Source organism: Janthinobacterium sp. FT14W, assembly GCF_009208755.1.
GTDB classification, from domain to species: Bacteria; Pseudomonadota; Gammaproteobacteria; order Burkholderiales; family Burkholderiaceae_D; genus Janthinobacterium; species Janthinobacterium violaceinigrum.
Genome location: NZ_WFLL01000044.1, coordinates 31384 through 47659 on the forward strand (window position 1 = coordinate 31384; position 16276 = coordinate 47659).

Consider the following 16276-nt stretch of genomic DNA (forward strand, 5'->3'; position numbering starts at 1 on the left):
ACGCGCTGCGGCGCAATAAGTGGAACTTGTGATGAGTAGTGCAAAAAAAAGTATGGACCGCCTGATTAAAAAATACCCCAACCGCCGTCTGTACGACACGCAAACCAGTTCCTACATCACCTTGACGGACGTCAAGCAGCTGGTGTTGGACAATGAAGTGTTTACCGTCGTCGATGCCAAATCCAATGAAGATTTGACGCGCAGCATTTTGCTGCAAATCATTCTGGAAGAGGAAGCGAATGGCGCGCCCATGTTCTCGAGCGGTGTGTTGTCGCAGATCATCCGCTACTATGGCCATGCCATGCAGGGCATGATGGGGTCCTACCTGGAAAAGAACGTGCAGGCGTTCACCGATATCCAGCACAAATTCACGGGCACGTCGGCCGGCAGTTTCGAAGGCAAGCCATTCAGCCCGGAAATGTGGACCCAGTTCATGAATGTCCAGGGCCCGATGATGCAAGGCATGATGAACAACTACATCGACCAGAGCAAGAGCCTGTTCGTGCAGATGCAGGAACAGATGCAGAACCAGAGCAAGAATCTGTTCGGCACCTTCCCGTTTGTGCCGCCGGTGCCGCCGACGGACAAAAAGTAAGCGATGCCAGACGCTCGCGGGCCATTTCGCGCCCGGGAGTTGTATTGGCGTCATCAAATCAGCATAGTTCTGCCAGCAAGGGGCGGCTCGGGGTACAATAGCCGATTCGCCTCACCATTTTACTAGCTGCCAACTATGTCTGAAATTCACCGTATTCCCGTTCCTTCCGCCAAGCCAGAGGCCATGCTGGCCATGCCAGGTGCGGCGCCGAAAGTGGGCTTTGTCTCGCTCGGCTGCCCGAAAGCGCTGGTCGACTCGGAACAAATCCTGACCCAACTGCGCGCCGAAGGCTACGAAACGGCGAAATCCTACGCTGGCGCCGATCTGGTGATCGTCAATACCTGCGGTTTTATCGATGCCGCCGTGCAAGAGTCGCTCGACGCCATCGGCGAAGCGCTGGCTGAAAACGGCAAAGTGATCGTCACCGGCTGCCTGGGCGCCAAGAAAGATGCTGCCGGCGACGACATCATCATGAAGGTGCACCCGAAAGTGTTGTCTGTTACGGGCCCGCACGCGCTGGCCGAAGTGATGGATTCCGTGCACTTGCACCTGCCGAAGCCGCATGCGCCTTTCCTCGACCTGCTGCCGCCGCAAGGCGTCAAGCTGACGCCGAAGCACTATGCCTACCTGAAAATTTCCGAAGGCTGCAACCACCGTTGCAGTTTCTGCATCATCCCGTCCATGCGCGGCGACCTCGTGTCGCGCCCGATCGGCGAGTTGATGATGGAAGCGGAAAACCTGTTCAAGTCCGGCGTCAAGGAATTGCTGGTCATTTCGCAAGACACGTCGGCGTATGGCGTGGACGTGAAATTCCGTTCCGGCTTCTGGAATGGCCGTCCCGTCAAGACGCACATGACGCAGCTGACGGAAGCGCTGGGCGAGCTGGCCAAGTCCTACGGCGCCTGGGTGCGCCTGCACTATGTGTACCCGTACCCGCACGTGGACCAGATCATTCCGATGATGAGCGGCGGCCACATCCTGCCATACCTGGACATTCCCATGCAGCACGCGCACCCTGACGTGCTGAAGCGCATGAAGCGTCCGGCCAGCGGCGAGAAAAACCTGGACCGCATCCAGGCCTGGCGCGCCATCAACCCGGACCTGACCATCCGCTCGACCTTCATCGCCGGTTTCCCTGGCGAAACAGAAGCGGAATTCGAGTACTTGCTGGACTTCCTCAAGGAAGCGCAGATCGACCGCCTGGGCTGCTTCGCGTATTCGCCCGTGGAAGGTGCGACGGCCAACGAAATCGCCAACCCCGTGCCGGAAGAAGTGCGCGAAGAGCGCCGCGGCCGCGTCATGCTGCTGCAGGAAGAAATTTCCCGCAAGCGCCTGCAAGCCAAGGTCGGCAAGACCGTGCGCGTGCTCATCGATGAAGTCACCCGCTCCGGCGGCGTGGGCCGCTCGTCCGCCGACGCGCCGGAAATCGATGGCGTCGTCTACGTGAAACCGCCGTTCGAACCGCACCGCAAGCTGGCCGTGGGCCAGTTCGTCGACGTGACCATCACCTCGGCCGATGCGCATGACCTGTGGGGCGCTGCGGAGTAAACAACGTCCATGCCGGCGTTGCGCTGCCTTGTCGTACAGCAAGTACTGCCTGCGGCAGCGCGCCTTGGCCTGAACGTTTTTACGCGGTGAAGATGATATCTGGGAAGGTGTAACACTCTGTCATACGTACGGCGTACGGGGCGTAAAGCCCTTACAATCAAGGCGGACCAGCTCAGACTGGCCCGCCTTTTTATTTGCCGACGACGCCATGACCACTATCAAATCCCCCCAGACGGCGCTGATCCACAGCGATTACCAGGCCCCGCAAGGCTTTGCCGCCTTTCCCAACGCCATCCACCATGCGTCCACCGTGCTGTTCAAGGACGTGGCGGCCATGCGCTCGGGCGACTGGAAAGAGAAGAATGCCTACACGTACGGCCTGCATGGCACGCCCACCACGTTCACCCTGGAAGCGCGGCTGGCCGAGATCGAAGGGGGCACGCACTGCCTGCTGGCGCCGTCAGGCCTGGCGGCCATCGCCATGGTCGACTTTGCCCTGCTGAAGACGGGCGATGATGTCTTGCTGCCGGAAAACATCTACAACCCGAACCGCGAACTGGGACGCTGGCTGTCGCAGGATTTCGGCATCACGGCCCGCTATTACGACCCGCTGATCGGCGCCGGCATCGCGGCCCTGATCCAGCCAAATACCAAACTCATCTGGACGGAAGCGCCCGGTTCCGTGACCATGGAAGTGCCGGACTTGCCCGCCATCTGCGCGGCCGCCCATGCGCGCGGCGTGCTGGTGGCCCTCGACAACACCTGGTCGGCGGGCCTGGCCCTGCGCGGTTTCGAGCTGGGCGTGGACCTCATCATGCAGGCGCTGACGAAATACCAGTCGGGCGGCTCGGACGTGCTGATGGGCGCCCTGATCACGCGCGAGCGGGCGCTGCACGAGCGCCTGGCACAGGCGCACATGCGTCTGGGCATGGGCGTGGGGGCCGATGACGCCTACCTGGTGCTGCGCGGCTTGCCCACCATGAAGCTGCGCTTCGACGCCCACGACGCGGGCGCGCGCACGGTGGCCGCCTGGCTCAAGGAGCGCAGCGAGATCGCCACGGTGTTGCATCCCGCTTTCGAAGATTGCCCGGGCCACGCCATCTGGCAGCGCGATTTCACGGGTGCGGGCGGCCTGTTTTCCGTGCTGTTCGACGCCCGCTATACGGAGCAGCAGACGGACCGCTTCGTCGATGCCTTGCAGTTGTTCAAGATTGGCTACAGCTGGGGTGGCGCGAACAGCCTGGTGATGCCGTACCGCATCGCCGCCATGCGCAAGGGCTGGAAGCTGCCGGGCCAGCTGGTGCGCCTGAACGTGGGACTGGAAGATCCGCAGGATCTGATCGCCGATATCGAACGGGCGTTCGCGGCGATGTAGGGGTGTGCGGGTCAGCGCAAAGGCTTGCCCGCACGCAACGTCAACCTTACATGGGCACGGGTTTGTTATTGTTCAGGTCGAGGAAGCCGCGCAGCAAGCGGTAGGCTTTCCACAGCCAGGCCACGCCCCACACGACGAGGGCCAGCGGAATGCCGATCAGCGTGATCCACAGGATGGCGCCGACGACGATCCAGGCCACATACCACCAGAAGGAACGGATCATCCAGCTGTGATGGCTGTACACGAAGGTCCCGGCCGCCTCGTCCCGCTTGACATAATTGATGATGAGCGGAATGAAGGAAAACGCGCCCAGCGAAAACACAAAGCTGGCGCCATGTATCAGGTACAACCACCAGGCCAGGTTCCTGGTCTGCTGGAGTTGGGTATCCAAAATAATCTCTTGTGACATGAAAGCTCCCGTCGTTGCTCAATTTTTAATTGTAACAAGCAAAGCGGCGCAGGGGCGCAGTCCATGAAAAAGGCAGAATACATTGTTGAAACGAGATCGCTATCCCACCTTGGCCGCGCGCGCCGGCGCATGGCTGCGCCGCGCCTTGCCGGCCTTGCTGCTGTGCGCCACGGCGGCCCATGCCGCGGGCGCCCCCCTGGCGACGGAGTTTGCCGCCGGCTTGAAGGAAGAGGGCCTGGCGGGCGCCGTCTGGAGTGAAGTCTTTCCCGATGGCACAGTGCGCACGGGCGCCGCCGGTGTGCGCGATGCCGCCAAGCAAATACCCATGCAGGCGGACACGCGCGTGCAAGTGGGTTCCGTGGGCAAGGTGGCGCTGGCGCTGGGCGTCCTGCGCCTGATCAGCGAAGACCGGCTCACGCTCGACACGCCCTTGCAGCAGGTATTGCCGGAACTGGCGCTGAAGAACCCGTGGCAGGCCAGCGACCCCGTGCGCATCCGCCACCTGCTGGCGCATACGTCCGGCCTCGACAACGTGCGTTTCTGGCAGGCGTTCAGCCTGGACCCCGCGCCGGACACGCCGCTGGCCGACGCTTTTGACGGCGGCCGCAACCTGCTGCGCGTGCGCGCGCGTCCCGGCAGCCGCTATGCGTATTCCAACATGGGCTATGGCTTGCTGGGCATGGTGATCGAGAAGGTCACGGGCCAGCCATATGAACGCTACCTCGATGCGCAGCTGCTGCAGCCGCTGGGCATGGCGGACAGCACGTTTGCCTTCGTTACGCAAATGAGCACGCAAACGAGCCCGCAACTGAGCGCGCAGGCGGGCCCGCCTGCGGACCCGCGCCTGGCCATGGGCCACTTCGAGCATGGCGTGGCGCAGGCGGCCGTGCCCCAGTATTTGCGTCCTGCCGCGCAATTTACCACCACGGCGGCCGACATGGGCAAGCTGGCGCAGTTCCTGATGGGCGACGGCAAGCTGCAGGGCCAGCGCTTCATCGACCTGGCGCTGATGGGCGCCTTGTCCGAGCCGGCCGGCACCGATGCGGCGCAGGCGGGCCTGGAAACGGGCCATGGCCTGGCCCTGGCCGTGCGCGACCGCCACAACGTGGTGGGCGCTTGCCACCCTGGCACGGCCGTGGGTTTTCGCGCCATGCTGTGCATCTACCCGGAGCAGGACAGCGCCTTCTTCGTGGCCTTCAATACGGATGCGGAAGCCGCCGACTATGAACGCTTCAACCGCCTGCTGCTGCGCGACCTGGAACTGCCCTTGCGCGCGCCGGCCCCGCACGGCACGCCCGCGCCCACGGTGGAAAACTGGCAGGGCGTCTACGTGCCGTCGCCCAGCTCCATGGCCAGCATGGCCTGGGTCGATGCCGTCTTCGGCTTCACGCGCCTGAAATGGGATGGCGAATCGCTGTTCCTGATCCCGTTCCAGGGCGAGCCGAAGGAACTGGAACCGGTGGGCGGCCTGCTGTTCCGCGCCAGCGACCGCAGCGCGCCGTCGCACGTGCTGCTGCAGGAAGATGGCAAGCATATCCTCAGCGACGGTTTGCGCAGCTATGAGCGCGCGTCGATGCTGCGCATGCTGGTGCTGTGGGGCAGCCTGGCCCTGGGCGCGGCGGGCTTGCTGTACGTGCTGCTGGTGGGCGCGTGGCGCGCCGCGCGGCGCAGCCTGGCGCGGGGCGACCATCTGTTCGCGCCCCTGCTGTCGATGCTGGCGCTGCTCCTGCCCGCGCCATTCTTTTACTTCCAGTCCTATCTGCGCCTGGGCGACGTCACCAGCGCCAGCGTGCTGCTGGCGCTGGCGACGGGCGCGCTGCCGCTGGCCATGGCGTTCGGCCTGGCCCGCTGCTGGCGCAGCCGGGGCACGGCGGCCGGGGCGGGCTCGCTGGCGAAATGGGACTGGGTGGCCTTGCTGGCGGCCTTGCAGCTGCTGCTGGTGCTGGCCTGGTGGGGCTTGCTGCCGCTGCGGCTGTGGCAGTTATAGTCCTGTAGAGCGCCGGAGCCAGGCCGGCAGCAGCCGGCGCCACCCGCGTCGCGCCGGCCCGGCCTTCTTGCCGTGCGCGGCGCGCTTGGCGCGGTAGCTGGCCGCCGCCATCTGCAGGCCGATGCAGTCCAGCGCCGCCATCGCATCCGCTTCCTGCGGCGACAAGCCATGCAGCAAGGCTTGCGCACGGGGCGCCAGCAGGAAGGCGGCACGCAGGGCATCGTCCGTGTACAGCCTGGCCAGGTAGGTTTCCAGTGCGGGAGAGCTCATGCGCGCCGCCCCGCGCGCAAGGCCGCGCGCGCCCGTTCCAGCTGGTCCAGCACATGCCCGAACGACGGGTAATTGCCGTCGCGTTCGACGATCACCGTCAAGGGCTGGGGCGCATGGCGCGCCAGCAAGGTCAGTAAATCGAAGACGGCGGGCGGCACGTCGTGCAGGTGGTCGTCCAGCAGGCGCTGGCCGCCGCCCGGCGCATCGACCCAGTGGCCGCCGCTCAGGTGCACGGCGCCCACCCTGTCCAGGGGCAGCCGCAGCAGCAGTTGCTCCGGCGCCTCGCCGAAATTGACGGCGTTCGCATACAGGTTGTGCAGGTCCAGCAGCAGCGGCACCTGCGCGCCGTCGAGGATGCGCGTCAGCCATGCGGCTTCGTCCAGCGTGCTGGCCGGCGGCTGGACCAGGGTGGCGATGTTTTCCATCAGGGGCGCGCTGCCGACAAGGCGCGTGGCCAGCCCGATATTGGCGATGGCGCCGGCGGCGCTGTGCGGCGTGCGCGGCGGCGCTGCCAGGTGGCCGATTTCGACGCCGCCCGCGCGCACGAAACTCAGGTGCTCGGACCACGATTCCGCTTGCACCGTCTGCATCAGGCGCGCCATCGCATGCAGGCGGCGCGGATCGGCGGGAATCGTCGACGCCAAGCCCATGCCGACGCCGTGCAGGCTCACCGGCACCTGGCGCGCCAGGCTGCACAAGGCGGCGATGCCGGCGCGCGGGGCGTGGTAATAATCGTCGGCGATCACTTCCAGCACATCGATGTGCGCCAGGTTCGACAGGATGCCGGCAGCCAGCTCGCCGCGCCAGCCCAGGCCCACGCGGTCGCGCGCGGCCCCCTTGTCAGCTGCCACAGCCGCCGCCACCGCCGCAGCCGCCGCAGCCGCTGCCGCAGGAAGAGCCGCCGCCATCGCCCGACGAGCCGCCGCCCGAGTCGCCCGTGCTGCCGGACGACGAGTCGCTGCCCGTGTTGTGCCGGGGCGCCGGGTACAGCTGGGCGACATACGCGTACACCGACGGCGGCAGGGCGCCGAGGCCGAAGATGGCCGCCAGCAGGGCCATGTCGGCGCTGTTGCCGCCCGCCTGCAGGCGCGACGAACGCATGTTCAGCCGGCCGAACAGCATGCGCAGGTCGGTCAGCAGCCGCTGCGCGCTCCAGCTGGACCGCCGCTTGCGCAAGCCGCGCAGCACGAGCAGGAATATCGCCAGCAGCAGCGCCAGGAACAGCAGGTTGTAGTGCTGGCGGCTGATGGCGATGACGGCCTTGGCGGCGGCCACCGTCAGCAGCAGCCAGTGCGCGGTCCACGTGATGCGTTCGCGCCGGCGCAGCAGCGGCGGGCCGACCAGCAGTTCCTGCTGCGTCAGGGTCTCCAGGTAGGCGCGGCACGAGGGCAGCATCTCGGCCTGCACGGCCAGTTCCTTGCTGTGGCCCTGGCGGCCCAGGTACAGCCGCAGCACGTCGCGTTCGATGTCATGGCTGGCGAAGCGCAGGCTGTCGGCGCTGGCCGTTTCCAGCAAGGGGCCGTCGGCGCGCAGCAAGCCGCGGTCGACCAGCACGATGGCGGCGATCTTCACCGCCTCGACGGCGCCGCCGCGCAGGAAGGCGATGCGGTAGGGATCGTCGGCCAGCGACAGCTGGGCGTGGGGATTGCGCAATTCCTGGCGGATCAGCAGCTCGCGCGCCAGATACAGCACGAGTACGCCGAAGAGCAGGTAGGCGAGCAGGAACCACGGCCCGCTCCAGTCGAACGGATTGGGGCCGTTCACCGCATCTGCTCCGCGTGCTCGCGCAAGCGTTCGGTAATCGCCATCAAGCCCGTAAAGGCGGGCAGGGCCTGCCCCGGCGCCAGGCGCGCCGTTTCGCGCGCCGCCGACATGGCTTGCAAGGCCGCGTGCAGGGCCGGTTCGCCCAGCTGGTCGACAAACGCTTCGAGCGCCTGCTTGCCCGGCTGCGGCGCCCGGCCTTCCAGCTGCGCCAGCGACGCTGCTGCCGAGCGCAACGGGCCGGCCGCGTCGGCGATGGCGCCGGCCAGCTGTTCTTCGTTCAGGCTCAAGAGCAGATACCGTTCACGCATGCGCAGCTGCTGGTTCAGCAGCACTTGCCGCAGGCGCCGCAGCACGGCGTCGCGGTTCGTGCGCAGGCTGGCAAAAGGGTCAACGCCATGCAGCACCTTGTGGCGCGCGATGATGTCGGCGAACTTGACGGCGAAGGCGTCGGCGGCCTGCGCCAATTCGCCTTCGAGCAGGAACATCACCTGCAGGTCGATGGCGGCATGCGCCAGGCGCAATGGCCCGCGCAGCGCATCGGCCGCGGGCGGCGTGAAGCGCTTGAGCAGGAGCAGCAGGTTGACGTCGGAGGTGGCGCGCACCTGGCCGTCGGCGGCCGAGCCAAACAGCACGGCGGCGACCAGGTCAGGGCCAAACGTGTTGTACGCGGCGGCGACAAACACCTCCAGGTGGCGTTGTATTTCTTCGGGCAGCGGTGGCGGCATGCGGTGTTCTTTCACGATGGGCTGGCGGGACGATCACAAGTTTGCAATATAGCAAAAATATGCGATCGTGCGCGCGCCGCCGGATGCCGCCGGATGCTGCTGGCTCAGGCCCGCATCAAATCATGCCAGTACGTTCAGCAAGCCATCGAGTCCCACGAAGTTCAGCGCCACGTCCGCCTGCGAGCGCACCACGGGCTTGGCGCGGAAGGCCACGGACAGGCCGGCGATGCCCATCATTTTCAGGTCGTTGGCGCCGTCGCCCATGACGATGGCTTCGGACGGGGAAATGCCCAGTTCCGCGCACACTCTTTCCACGGTGCGCTGTTTTTCCTCGGCGTCGACGATGCCCCCCAACACTTTGCCCGTCAGCTTGCCGTCGACGATTTCCAGTTCGTTCGCATGCGTGTAGTCGAGGCCCAGGCGCTCCTTCAGGCGCTGCGTGAAGAAGGTGAAGCCGCCCGACACCAGCAGGGTTTTCAGGCCCGCCTTCTGCACGGCCGCCAGCATGGCTTCCGCGCCCGGCGACAGTTTTAATCGTTCATCGTAGACGCGCTGCAGGGCCGACGCATCGAGGCCTTCGAGCAGGGCCACGCGCTGTTTCAGGCTGGAGCTGAAATCGAGTTCGCCCCGCATGGCCGCTTCCGTGACGGCCGCCACCTGCGGCTTCAAGCCCTGCATGTCGGCGATTTCATCGATGCACTCGATGGTGATCAGGGTCGAATCCATGTCCATCGCCACCAGCTTGAACTCGCTGAGTTCGCGCTGGCCCATCATGTAGGTGACATCCAGCTGCGCCGCCTGGGCCGCCACTTCGATGGTGGGGCGCAGCGCGGGCGAGTAGGCGATCTTCTCGCAGCGTACGGCGTTCGGGCCCAGGTGCGTGATGGACGTGGGCGCGGCCAGCGCGGCGATGCGCTCGAGGCGGGCGCTATCGCCGTCGAGGCCCTGCAGGATCAGATTCATGGTGATGGTCTTGGTATTGGTCATGGGTCAGCCCTGCATAAATGATAGGAATAGTCTAAACCGTCAATTGCTTGATGGTGGTCTTGATCTGCGTCACGCGCGCGGCCAGGTCCGGCATGGCGGCCGTGATCTTCAGCTTGTCCTGGCCATGCAGCTTGATATGGCGGTTCTTCTGGATCAAGCCGATGATGCGCATGGGGTCGATGGGCGGCTTGGCCATGAATTGCAGGGTCGCCGCCTCGCCATGCACGTCGATCTTGACGATGCCCACGGTCTTTGCCGCGATGCGCAGGCGGTGCGTCTCGACCAGGGCCTTGACGGCGTCGGGCAGCTTGCCGAAGCGGTCGATCAGCTCTTCCTGGATATCGTCGATCTTGTCCTGCGTGGCGCAGTTGGCCAGGCGCTTGTAGATCGACAGGCGCTCGTGCACGTCGCCGCAAAAATCCGCCGGCAGCAGGGCCGGCACGTGCAGGTTGATTTCCGTCGTCGAGGCCAGCGGCGCGGCCAGGTCCGGCTCCTTGCCCGCCTTGAGCGAGCGCACGGCTTCGTTCAGCATGTCCGAATACAGCTGGAAGCCGATTTCCGTCATCTCGCCCGACTGGCTCTCGCCCAGCACCTCGCCGGCGCCGCGGATTTCCAGGTCGTGCATGGCCAGGTAAAAGCCGCTGCCCAGTTCTTCCATCTGCTGGATGGCGTCCAGGCGGCGCTGCGCCAGTTTCGTCAAGCCCTGCACGTCGTGCACCAGCAGGTAGGCGTAGGCCTGGTGATGCGAGCGTCCGACCCGGCCGCGCAGCTGGTGCAGCTGCGCCAGGCCGAACTTGTCGGCGCGGTGCATGATGATGGTGTTCGCCGTCGGCACGTCGATGCCCGTCTCGATGATCGTCGTGCACAGCAAAATATTGAAGCGCTGGGCGACGAAGTCGCGCATGACCTTTTCCAGGTCGCGCTCGTGCATCTGGCCGTGCGCCACGGCGATGCGGGCTTCGGGCAGCAGTTCCGTCAGCATCGCCAGGCGGTTCTCGATGGTTTCCACCTCGTTGTGCAGGAAGTAGATCTGGCCGCCCCGTTTGAGTTCGCGCAGGCAGGCTTCGCGGATGATGGCTTCGCCTTCGCTGCGCACGAACGTCTTGATGGCCAGGCGCTTTTGCGGCGCCGTGGCGATGATGGAAAAGTCGCGCAGGCCCTCCAGCGCCATGCCCAGGGTGCGGGGGATGGGCGTGGCCGTCAGGGTCAGCACGTCCACTTCCGCGCGCAGGGCTTTCAGCGCTTCCTTCTGGCGCACGCCGAACCGGTGTTCCTCGTCGATGATGACCAGGCCCAGGCGGGTAAACTTCACGTCGTCGGACAGCAGCTTGTGCGTGCCGATGACGATGTCGATGGTGCCGTCGGCCATGCCCTTGAACGCCTGCGTGATCTCCTTGCCGCTGCGGAAGCGCGACAATTCCGCGATGCGCACGGGCCAGTCGGCGAAGCGGTCGGCAAAGGTTTGCGCATGCTGCTCGGCCAGCAGGGTGGTGGGCGCCAGGATGGCCACCTGCTTGCCGCCCATCACGGCGATGAAGGCGGCGCGCAAGGCCACTTCCGTCTTGCCGAAGCCGACGTCGCCGCACACGAGGCGGTCCATCGGCTTACCGGAAGTCATGTCCTTGATGACGTTGTGGATGGCCTCGGCCTGGTCCGGCGTTTCGTCGAAGCCGAAGCTGTCGGCGAAGCGCTGGTAGTCGTGCGCCGAGAATTCGAACGAGTGGCCCTGGCGCAGCGCGCGGCGCGCATACAGGTTGAGCAGCTCGGCGGCCGTGTCGCGCACCTGTTCGGCCGCGCGTTTTTTCGCTTTTTCCCACTGGCCCGAACCGAGCGAGTGCAGCGGCGCGTCTTCCGGCGAAGCGCCCGAATAGCGGGAAATGACGTGCAGCTGCGATACGGGCACGTACAGCTTGGTGTCCTTCGCGTATTCCAGGTGCAGGAATTCCGTCTCGCCTTCGCCCAGGTCCATGCTGGTCAGGCCCATGTAGCGCCCGATGCCGTGGTTGATGTGCACGACGGGGTCGCCGATCTTCAGTTCCGACAGGTCGCGCACCATCGACTCGACCTGCGTCACGCCTTCCTGTTTCCTGGTGCCGACCCTGCGGCCGGAGCCGGCATACAGCTCCGTCTCCGTGATGAAGGATAGATTGCCTTCCGGCGTGAACAGTTCGAAGCCCGCATGCAGCGGCGCCACGCCCAGCATCAGCTTGGCGCTTGATTGCAAAAAGCCGTCGCAGCCTTCCACGGGCGCCAGCTGCAGGTCGTATTCGGTGAAGTACTGCTGCAGGGTTTCGCGGCGGCCGTTCGTTTCGGCGCAGATCATCACGCGGCGGCCCGCTTGCAGCAGGTAGCTGCGCAGGTTGGCCAGCGGATCGTCGGCGCGGCGGTTGACGGCGATGTTCGGCACGGGCGCCGACAGTTCGGACGCCAGCGCATCGTTCGACTTGGCGATCGCCAGGCGCGGATACGGCTTGGCCAGGCCGAAGAACTGTTCGTCCGACAGGAACAGCGATTCGGGCGGCAAAATCGGCCGCTCGCGGTCCGCCTTCAGGAAGCGGTAGCGCGACTGCGTGTCGGTCCAGAAGCGCCCGATGGCAGAGTCGATCTCGCCCACCAGGGCCAGCGAGGCGTCGGGCGGCAGGTAGTCGAACAGGGTGGCCGTCTGTTCGAAGAACAGGGGCAGATAGTATTCGATGCCGGCCGAGGCGATGCCGCTGCTGATGTCCTTGTAGACGACGGAGCGCGATGGGTCGCCTTCGAACTGTTCGCGCCAGCGGTTGCGGAACGTGGTGCGGGCCGCTTCGTCCATGGGGAATTCGCGCCCCGGCAGCAAGCGTACCTCGTGCACGGGATACAGCGAGCGCTGGGTGTCGGCGTCGAACGTGCGGATGGTCTCGATGGTGTCGCCGAACAGGTCGAGCCGGTAGGGCAGGGCCGAACCCATGGGGAACAGGTCGAGCAGGCCGCCGCGCACCGAGTATTCGCCGGGCGACATCACTTGCGAGACATGGCTGTAGCCGGCCAGGGTCAGCTGCGACTTCAATCGCGCCTCGTCGAGCTTTTCGCCCTTCTTGAAGAAGAAGGTGTAGGCGGCCAGGAAGGACGGCGGCGCCAGGCGCACCAGCGCCGTGGTGGCCGGCACGATCAGCACGTCGCACTGGCGCGTCTGGATTTCGTGCAGGGTGGCCAGGCGCTCGGAAACCAGGTCCTGGTGCGGCGAAAAGGCGTCGTAGGGCAGGGTTTCCCAGTCCGGCAGCAGATGGCAGCGCAGCTGCGCGCCGCCGAACCACGGGATTTCATCGAGCAGGCGCTGGCCGTCGCTGGCCTGCGCCACCACCACGGCCAGCATCTGGCCCCGCGCTTTCAAGGCCAAAGCGGCCAGCGCCAGGGCATAGGCGTCGGATGAACCATACAGGGCGGGCAGCGCGTAGCGGTTGCCGGGCTTGGGGAGGGCTTTTGTTAAGTCTAAGGACATGCAGGCGATGACACTAGTGGCAGAGGCAGTTGAGTGGGACAGCTGTGGTGCGCGCCGCGCCGCCAGTGACGGCGCTGACAGGCAGGATTATAGACCATCACTTATATCTCCGCGCTTGAGAAAACCGTCGCGAGCGGCAGTGATTTGTGGCCGAGAAGCGCAACTGTGCTTGAGCACAGTGAGCATCGCAGGCCGCAAAGCACGACGCGCAGCAGGTTTTATCCTGCGCGGACATTGGCGATGCCGAACGGCACGTGGACCATGGGGATGGTGCCGCCCGCCGATTTCAGGTGGCTCAGTTGGTCGTCGAAGAAGATATGCGGCTTGAACACGGCCAGCACGCGCGATTTGTCCATGCCGCCCAGGAAAAACGTCTCGTCGGCCGCCACGCCCCAGCTTTTCAGGGTCGTCACCACGCGCTCGTGCGAGGGCGCGTTGCGCGCCGTGATGATGGCGATGCGCAGGATCTTTTTATAGCCGGGGTCGCGCCGCTGCGCCCTTTCTTCCAGGCGCTGCATGGTGGCCAGCTTCTGGAACAGGCCGGCCAGCGGGCCGGGGCGGTGCGGCGTGCCCACGTTCAGGGTTTCATGGGCGTGGAATTCATCGACGTCGTTGTTGCGCTTGAACACGGTTTCCGCTTCGTCGTCCGCGATCACGCCATCGAAATCGAAGGCCACGCGCAGCTCTTCGTCGTTTTCGTCGTCTTCCGTGCGCGACGGCAGCACCAGGCCGGCCGGATAGTCGCAGGCCAGCGCGCTGCGCACGTCGTCCTCGTTCGCGCTGAGGAAGAGCGAGGCGTTGAAGGCGGGCAGGTAGGGATACGGCGACTGGCCCGTCATGAAGGCCGCGCGCGAAATATCGAGGCCGTAGTGGGCGATGCTGTGCATGACGCGCAAGCCCGTTTCCGGCGAGTTGCGCGAAAATAGCACCACTTCCACGGGCGACTGGCGTGGATAGTGCTTGTTGATGTTCAGGAAACGGCGGATGAAGGGGAAGGCCACGCCGCGCGGCAGTACCGTGTCGATATGCGCTTCCTGATACTTGCGGTATTCCTCGGGGCCGTTGTCGAGGTAGACCTGGTGCGATTCGGCCAGGTCGAACAGGGCGCTGGAAGCGACCCCGATCACCAGTTTGTGTTCGATAGGATATGCCATGGTCTGCCTGTGGTTAGCTTGTTGCTCATCTTATACGACTATCAACTGCGCAGCCAATAGGGGCAGGGCAGGATTTCTTGCCCCAAAGCGCGGTATTTCCCCATTCGGGGATGGCGCTGTGCAAGGCGCGCCACAGTAAAGAAATAAATCTTGTTTTGTATCAAGTATGTATCAGCCAGAAACATCTTTTTCCACTATGCTTCCAGTTATAAAATCTAGCCAATTGTAACGAAGCGTTTGCCCCATCCCCGCCGCCTTTATACAAGTGTCAGCCGTTTTACTCGAACATGCCAGCCCCAACCTCGCCAGCAGTCGTCGTGACTTTATAAAGGACCTAGCCATGTTTAAGAATTTACTGATCAAATGGAAGTTGGCGACGCTCGTTGCCGTGATGATGGCGGCCCTGCTGGTCGTCGGCATCTGCGGCTATTCGGGCATCGCCACCGTGGGCGACGCCGTCAATGAAATCGGCGTGGTGCGCCTGCCGTCGATCCAGGGCCTGATGATGATGAGCGAGGGCCAGACGGCCGTTGCCGCCGCCACCCTGACGGCCGCCATCTACGAAAACAATTATCAGGCGCAGGACAAGTTCGCGGAAGCGCTGCAGCTGCGCACCAAGGCCTGGAGCAATATCGAGGCGGGCCGCAAACTGTACGAGCCGCTGCCGCAAACGCCCGCGGAAGCCGTGCTGTGGAAGCGCTTCCTGGAAGAGTGGGCGGCCTGGAAGGGCGACGACGACAAGGTGCGCGCCATCCTGCGCCAGCTGGCCGACAACCGCGACGAGCAGCAGCAAAAGACCCTGTTCGTGGCCTTCTACAAGCAGTACCAGGATTCGCGCAGCCTGTTCGGCAAGGCCGAAGCCACGCTCAACGAGATCATCAAGCTCAATAACGGCGTGGCCGACGCCGGCGTCAAGGATGGCAGCGCGGCCGTCGTGCGCTCGGAAAGCCTGATGCTGGTCATGGGCTTGCTGGCATCGGCGCTGGGCATCGGCTGCGCCGCCTACATCACGCGTGCCATCACGCAGCCCATCAATTCGGCCGTGAAAGTGGCGCAGACGGTGGCCTCGGGCGACCTGACCAGCCGGATCGAGGTGCACACGACGGAAGAAACGGGCCAGCTGCTGCAGGCGCTGAAGGACATGAACACCAGCCTGGTGAACATCGTCGGCCAGGTGCGCGGCGGCACGGAGACGATCGCCACGGCGTCGTCGCAGATCGCCAGCGGCAACCTGGACCTGTCTTCGCGCACGGAAGAGCAGGCCAGTTCGCTGGAAGAGACTGCGTCGTCGATGGAAGAGCTGACGTCCACCGTGCGGCAGAATGCCGACAATGCCCAGCAGGCCAACCAGCTGGCGCTGAGCGCTTCCGGCGTCGCCGTCAAGGGCGGCGAGGTGGTGGGCAAGGTGGTCGAGACCATGGATGCCATCAACGATTCCTCGCGCAAGATCGTCGACATCATTTCCGTCATCGACGGCATCGCCTTCCAGACGAATATCCTGGCCCTGAACGCGGCCGTGGAAGCGGCGCGCGCGGGCGAGCAGGGGCGCGGCTTTGCCGTGGTGGCCACCGAGGTGCGCAATCTGGCCCAAAGATCCGCTGGCGCAGCGAAAGAAATCAAGACCCTGATCGGCGACTCCGTGGTGGCCGTCGACGCGGGCAGCAAGCTGGTGGCCGAGGCGGGCAGCACGATGGCCGAAATCGTCTCCAGCGTGCAGCGCGTGACGGACATCATGGCGGAAATCAGCCTGGCGACGCAGGAGCAAAGCTCGGGCATCGACCAGATCAACCAGGCCATCGGCCAGATGGACCAGGTGACGCAGCAGAATGCGGCCCTGGTGGAAGAGGCGGCCGCCGCGGCCGAATCCCTGCAGGAGCAATCGGGCCAGCTGGCCGAAGTGGTCAGCGTCTTCAAGCTCGATGGCGCACAGGCGACCGCCGCGCGCGCAAACGCGAGCGCAAAGCCGGCCGCGCCGCGCGCCGTGGCG

The 16276-nt window shown here is 65.1% G+C and carries 13 protein-coding genes; 5 read left to right on the forward strand and 8 right to left on the reverse strand.

The window, feature by feature from the left end; translation table 11 throughout:
• Positions 1–31: 31 nt before the first annotated feature.
• From phaR to GCN74_RS23205, 3 genes are all read left to right on the forward strand, one after another.
• On the forward strand, positions 32–595 hold the full coding sequence (gene phaR / locus GCN74_RS23195) for a polyhydroxyalkanoate synthesis repressor PhaR (protein ID WP_152258855.1): 564 nt from the start codon (positions 32–34) through the stop codon (positions 593–595).
• Positions 596–787: 192 nt separating this feature from the next.
• Positions 788–2143 carry a 30S ribosomal protein S12 methylthiotransferase RimO gene (rimO, locus tag GCN74_RS23200; RefSeq protein ID WP_193317217.1) on the forward strand — a complete coding sequence of 452 codons (1356 nt, stop codon included), beginning with the start codon at positions 788–790 and terminating at the stop codon, positions 2141–2143.
• A 208-nt stretch (positions 2144–2351) separates the two neighbouring features.
• Entirely contained in the window at positions 2352–3518 is a 1167-nt protein-coding gene (locus GCN74_RS23205; protein WP_152258856.1) for a cystathionine beta-lyase, read from the forward strand.
• Between the two features lie 46 nt (positions 3519–3564).
• On the opposite strand, the gene GCN74_RS23210 is transcribed toward GCN74_RS23205, so the two are convergent.
• Entirely contained in the window at positions 3565–3927 is a 363-nt protein-coding gene (locus tag GCN74_RS23210; protein ID WP_152258857.1) for a DUF4870 family protein, read from the reverse strand.
• Between the two features lie 85 nt (positions 3928–4012).
• Here GCN74_RS23210 and GCN74_RS23215 point away from each other — a divergent pair, with 85 nt between their 5' ends.
• Positions 4013–5914: a serine hydrolase domain-containing protein gene (locus GCN74_RS23215; protein ID WP_193317214.1), complete on the forward strand. Its 1902-nt coding sequence runs from the start codon at positions 4013–4015 to the stop codon at positions 5912–5914.
• On the opposite strand, the gene GCN74_RS23220 is transcribed toward GCN74_RS23215, so the two are convergent.
• From GCN74_RS23220 to GCN74_RS23250, 7 genes are all read right to left on the reverse strand, one after another.
• Positions 5909–6184, reverse strand: coding sequence for a hypothetical protein (locus GCN74_RS23220; protein ID WP_152258859.1), 276 nt, complete (start codon positions 6182–6184; stop codon positions 5909–5911). The genes GCN74_RS23215 and GCN74_RS23220 overlap by 6 nt on opposite strands.
• Positions 6181–7035, reverse strand: a complete 855-nt coding sequence (locus tag GCN74_RS23225) for a DUF692 domain-containing protein (protein WP_193317215.1) — start codon at positions 7033–7035, stop codon at positions 6181–6183. The genes GCN74_RS23220 and GCN74_RS23225 overlap by 4 nt, the downstream gene beginning before the upstream one ends.
• Positions 7025–7948: a TIGR04222 domain-containing membrane protein gene (locus GCN74_RS23230; RefSeq protein WP_152258861.1), complete on the reverse strand. Its 924-nt coding sequence runs from the start codon at positions 7946–7948 to the stop codon at positions 7025–7027. Before GCN74_RS23230 ends, GCN74_RS23225 begins: the two co-directional genes overlap by 11 nt.
• The gene (locus tag GCN74_RS23235) at positions 7945–8673 is read right to left on the reverse strand and encodes a nucleotidyltransferase domain-containing protein (RefSeq protein WP_152258862.1); all 729 of its coding nucleotides are present in this window, start codon (positions 8671–8673) and stop codon (positions 7945–7947) included. The genes GCN74_RS23230 and GCN74_RS23235 overlap by 4 nt, the downstream gene beginning before the upstream one ends.
• Positions 8674–8793: 120 nt before the next feature.
• Complete coding sequence (gene serB, locus GCN74_RS23240) at positions 8794–9636, reverse strand: phosphoserine phosphatase SerB (RefSeq protein ID WP_152258871.1); 843 nt, start codon at positions 9634–9636, stop codon at positions 8794–8796.
• Positions 9637–9691: 55 nt separating this feature from the next.
• The gene (gene mfd / locus GCN74_RS23245) at positions 9692–13135 is read right to left on the reverse strand and encodes a transcription-repair coupling factor (RefSeq protein WP_152258863.1); all 3444 of its coding nucleotides are present in this window, start codon (positions 13133–13135) and stop codon (positions 9692–9694) included.
• 218 nt (positions 13136–13353) lie between these two features.
• Entirely contained in the window at positions 13354–14289 is a 936-nt protein-coding gene (locus GCN74_RS23250; protein ID WP_152258864.1) for a 5'-nucleotidase, read from the reverse strand.
• Between the two features lie 340 nt (positions 14290–14629).
• Between GCN74_RS23250 and GCN74_RS23255 the strand changes: the two genes are divergently transcribed.
• A partial coding sequence (locus tag GCN74_RS23255) for a methyl-accepting chemotaxis protein (protein WP_152258865.1) occupies positions 14630–16276 on the forward strand: 1647 nt, incomplete at its 3' end.

Excerpts from the sequence above, each read along its gene's own strand:
- GCN74_RS23235 (WP_152258862.1), bottom strand. The coding sequence starts at position 8,673 with ATGCCGCCACCGCTGCCCGAAGAAATACAACGCCACCTGGAGGTGTTT.
- phaR (WP_152258855.1), top strand. The coding sequence starts at position 32 with ATGAGTAGTGCAAAAAAAAGTATGGACCGCCTGATTAAAAAATACCCC.
- GCN74_RS23210 (WP_152258857.1), bottom strand. The coding sequence starts at position 3,927 with ATGTCACAAGAGATTATTTTGGATACCCAACTCCAGCAGACCAGGAAC.
- GCN74_RS23250 (WP_152258864.1), bottom strand. The coding sequence starts at position 14,289 with ATGGCATATCCTATCGAACACAAACTGGTGATCGGGGTCGCTTCCAGC.
- rimO (WP_193317217.1), top strand. The coding sequence starts at position 788 with ATGCCAGGTGCGGCGCCGAAAGTGGGCTTTGTCTCGCTCGGCTGCCCG.
- GCN74_RS23205 (WP_152258856.1), top strand. The coding sequence starts at position 2,352 with ATGACCACTATCAAATCCCCCCAGACGGCGCTGATCCACAGCGATTAC.
- serB (WP_152258871.1), bottom strand. The coding sequence starts at position 9,636 with ATGAATCTGATCCTGCAGGGCCTCGACGGCGATAGCGCCCGCCTCGAG.
- GCN74_RS23220 (WP_152258859.1), bottom strand. The coding sequence starts at position 6,184 with ATGAGCTCTCCCGCACTGGAAACCTACCTGGCCAGGCTGTACACGGAC.
- mfd (WP_152258863.1), bottom strand. The coding sequence starts at position 13,135 with ATGTCCTTAGACTTAACAAAAGCCCTCCCCAAGCCCGGCAACCGCTAC.